Origin of the sequence: Sphaerotilus sp. (assembly GCF_041083715.1) — a bacterium.
Classification (GTDB): domain Bacteria; phylum Pseudomonadota; class Gammaproteobacteria; order Burkholderiales; family Burkholderiaceae_C; genus Sphaerotilus.
Genome location: NZ_JBFPGY010000159.1, coordinates 1 through 3079 on the forward strand (window position 1 = coordinate 1; position 3079 = coordinate 3079).

3 protein-coding genes and 1 pseudogene are annotated in these 3079 nt (G+C 66.9%); 2 read left to right on the forward strand and 2 right to left on the reverse strand.

Translation table 11 applies throughout. The features are described 5' to 3' along the window. Both AB3X43_RS07250 and AB3X43_RS07255 read right to left on the reverse strand, forming a co-directional pair. Nucleotides 1–722: acyltransferase family protein (locus AB3X43_RS07250; RefSeq protein ID WP_369429189.1), on the reverse strand; the 722-nt coding region annotated here is incomplete at its 3' end. A gap of 7 nt (nucleotides 723–729) precedes the next feature. After that, complete coding sequence (locus tag AB3X43_RS07255; protein ID WP_369429190.1) at nucleotides 730–1494, reverse strand: RNA methyltransferase; 765 nt, start codon at nucleotides 1492–1494, stop codon at nucleotides 730–732. A gap of 165 nt (nucleotides 1495–1659) precedes the next feature. Between AB3X43_RS07255 and AB3X43_RS07260 the strand changes: the two are divergent. Both AB3X43_RS07260 and AB3X43_RS07265 read left to right on the forward strand, forming a co-directional pair. Beyond that, nucleotides 1660–2452: pseudogene (locus AB3X43_RS07260) on the forward strand (inositol monophosphatase family protein); the annotation flags it as partial. Nucleotides 2453–2943: 491 nt separating this feature from the next. Next, the coding region (locus AB3X43_RS07265) for a MutS N-terminal domain-containing protein (RefSeq protein WP_473965079.1) at nucleotides 2944–3079 on the forward strand (136 nt) is incomplete at its 3' end.

The following is a 3079-nucleotide window of genomic DNA, read 5'->3' on the forward strand; positions in this document are numbered from 1 at the left end:
GTCTCCCGGCCGAGCTTCGAGGTCTCCGCCCCGGCCCAACCGTACCAGAGCGTCAGGCTGAAGGCCCACAGCAGCAGCAAGTAGCGCTGACCATTCCACCCCTTGCGGCTGATGCGGTAGAACAGCATGCCCGCCACGAACAGCGGCGCCCAGCGCGCGTCCAGCCAGAACTCCAGCGGATACGTGCGGCGCACCGCGTTGACGCTGGACACCAGCAGCCAGGCGGCGATCCACCACTCGACCCGACGCATCTGGCCAAAGTGCAGCAAGGCGATCACCAGCAGGTAGAACTGCAGCTCCACCGCCAGCGACCAGTACGCGCCGTCCACGAACTCGACATGGGCCCAGTGCGGCACCATCGTCAGGTTGGCCAGCACCTGCACCGGTGTCACCGCGAACACCTCGCTGCCCGACCACCACGCCACGGCTGCCGTCAGCAGCACACCGACCCAGAACGCCGGATACAGCCGCGACACCCGCGAGGCGATGAAGCTCCGCACCGTCGCGCCTTCGGCCGTCATCAGGATCACGAACCCGCTGATCATGAAGAACAGGTGCACCCCGAGGTGCCCCAGCTCCGCCACCGACTGCAGCCACGGCAGTGCCGGGTCGACCAGCCAGCCGCCTTGCTGCCCGCGGTGCAGGAAATGGAAGGCGACCACGCTCAGGCAAGCGAAGCCTCGGAGAAAATCGATCTGGTGGAAGCGGTGGACGGCATTCATTTGCTGATCATGTCGGCCTCTTTTCGCTGGAATCGATGACAGATTTTGCAATTCCACGCAGAACGTGAATTTCTTCCACCGTCAATTGCGTCCGATTGCACAACTGGTTCAATCTTGGCAACAGCTTGCGCGGAACGTCCGGATTCAGGAAACCGATGCGGACCAGCGCCTGCTCCCAATGCGCCAGCGCCCCCTGCACCATGTCCACCGATGCCAGCCGCGCGTCGCGGGTGCGCGGTGTCACCCCGAAACCGCCGAGCGCCTGCCGCCAGTCGTAGGACAGCAGCTGCACCGCCTGCGCCAGGTTGAGCGAGCCATAGTCCGGATTGGTCGGAATCGACAGGCAGACGTGGCAGCGGTAGACATCCTCGTTGGACAGGCCGTAGCGTTCGCTGCCGAAGACGAAGGCCACGCTGGCCGCGCCGGCCGCAAGTTCCTCGAAGCACGGCCGCGGCGCCACGGTCGGCGGGCCGAAATCGCGCGGCGTCATGGCCGTGGCGCAGGCGACCTGCATGCCGTCGAGGGCCTCGTCCAGTGTCGCGACGATGCGCGCCCGCACGAGGATGTCGGCCGCACCGCTGGCCATCGCCACCGTTTCCTCCTGGCTGAGCACGTTGCCGAAGCGCGGCGCGACGAGCACCAGATCGGTGAATCCCATCACCTTCATGGCCCGCGCAGTGGCACCGACGTTGCCCGGGTGGCTGGTGTTCACCAGCACGAATCGGGTGGAATCGGGCGTCGAAACCGGGGTGGTTGGTGTGGAATCTGGCATGGGATGGTCAAGGAGTGGTCAAAGCACCGTAAAATGGACGGTTATCTTAGGCCTGCAGGCCTGCACTGCCCGCCACCGCTCTTTCCCACCGCCAGCCCCTTGCCCTGTCGCCGCGCGCACCGCGCCGCGACCATCTGCCGTTCGAGCCCCCGGAGTCCCATCGCCATGTCGCAGACCAATTTGCATCCCATGCTCAACATCGCCATCAAGGCCGCGCGTGCGGCCGGGGCGATCATCAACCGGGCCAGTCTCGACGTCGACCGCCTGACCGTCACCAGCAAGGGGCCGAACGACTTCGTCACCGAAGTCGACCAGGCGGCCGAGCGCGCCGTCATCGAGACGCTGCTGGCCGCCTACCCGGACCACGCCATCCTCGCCGAGGAATCGGGCCGCTCCATGGGCTCGCAGACCAGCGACTACGTCTGGATCATCGATCCGCTCGACGGCACCACCAACTTCATCCACGGCTTCCCGCAGTACGCGGTGTCGATCGCGCTGGCGTTCAAGGGCAAGGTCGAGCAGGCCGTCGTCTATGACCCGGCGCGCAACGACCTGTTCTACGCCACCAAGGGCCGTGGCGCGTTCATGAACGACAAGCGCCTGCGCGTGTCCAAGCGCATCCGGCTGGCCGACGCGCTCATCGGCACCGGCTTCCCCTTCCGCAAGGGCGACAACTTCAAGCGCTACATGAAGATCTTCGAGGAGCTGATGCCCCTGTGCGCCGGCCTGCGCCGCCCGGGTGCCGCCGCTCTCGACCTGTGCTACGTGGCGGCCGGCTGGTATGACGCCTTCTTCGAGACCGGCCTGCACCCGTGGGATGTGGCCGCCGGCTCGCTGATCGTCACCGAAGCGGGTGGCCTGGTCGGCAACTTCACCGGCGAAGCCGATTTCCTGTACCAGCGCGAAGTGCTGGCCGGCTCGCCCAAGGTCTACGCGCAGCTGGTGCCGATCCTGGCGCCGTACACCCGCGTGATCACCGAGGACGACGCAGCGCCCGCTGCTGCTGCCACGCCGGCTGCGGTCACACCCAAGGCCCGCTCCACCAAGGTCCGCGCCAAGACCTCCACGACCGGCACCGACACCATCGCCCCGGCACGCAGCAGCAGTTCCACCACGCTGACGCCACTGGACGTGTTCATTGCCGAGACGCAGCCGGAACTGGTCGCCGAGCTTGCCGCCGAGGAAGCCGCTGAACAGGCTACCGAGACGCAGGCGTTCGACATCCCGCTGTCGCCCGCCGCCGCGCTGGCCGCCGCATTCGAGCCAATGCCCGACGCCGAGGCCGCACCGGCCCCGGTCGTGACGATCCGCAAGCCCACGCGCATCAAGAAGGAAGACATGCCGCCGAAGGAAGAGCCGGCGCCGGAGCGCAAGCGCAGCCGCCGCGACGACGCGCCGTTCTGATCGCCGAAGGGTTCTGACGTGGCCAGCACCGACCAGCACACGCCGATGATGCAGCAGTACCGGGGCCTGAAAGCCGACTTCCCCGACACCCTCCTGTTCTACCGGATGGGCGACTTCTACGAGGTCTTCTTCGACGACGCCCGCAAGGCGCACCGCCTGCTCGACATCACGCTCACCACCC

Coding starts and splice junctions, on each gene's coding strand:
- AB3X43_RS07255 (WP_369429190.1), bottom strand. CDS start 1,494: ATGCCAGATTCCACACCAACCACCCCGGTTTCGACGCCCGATTCCACC.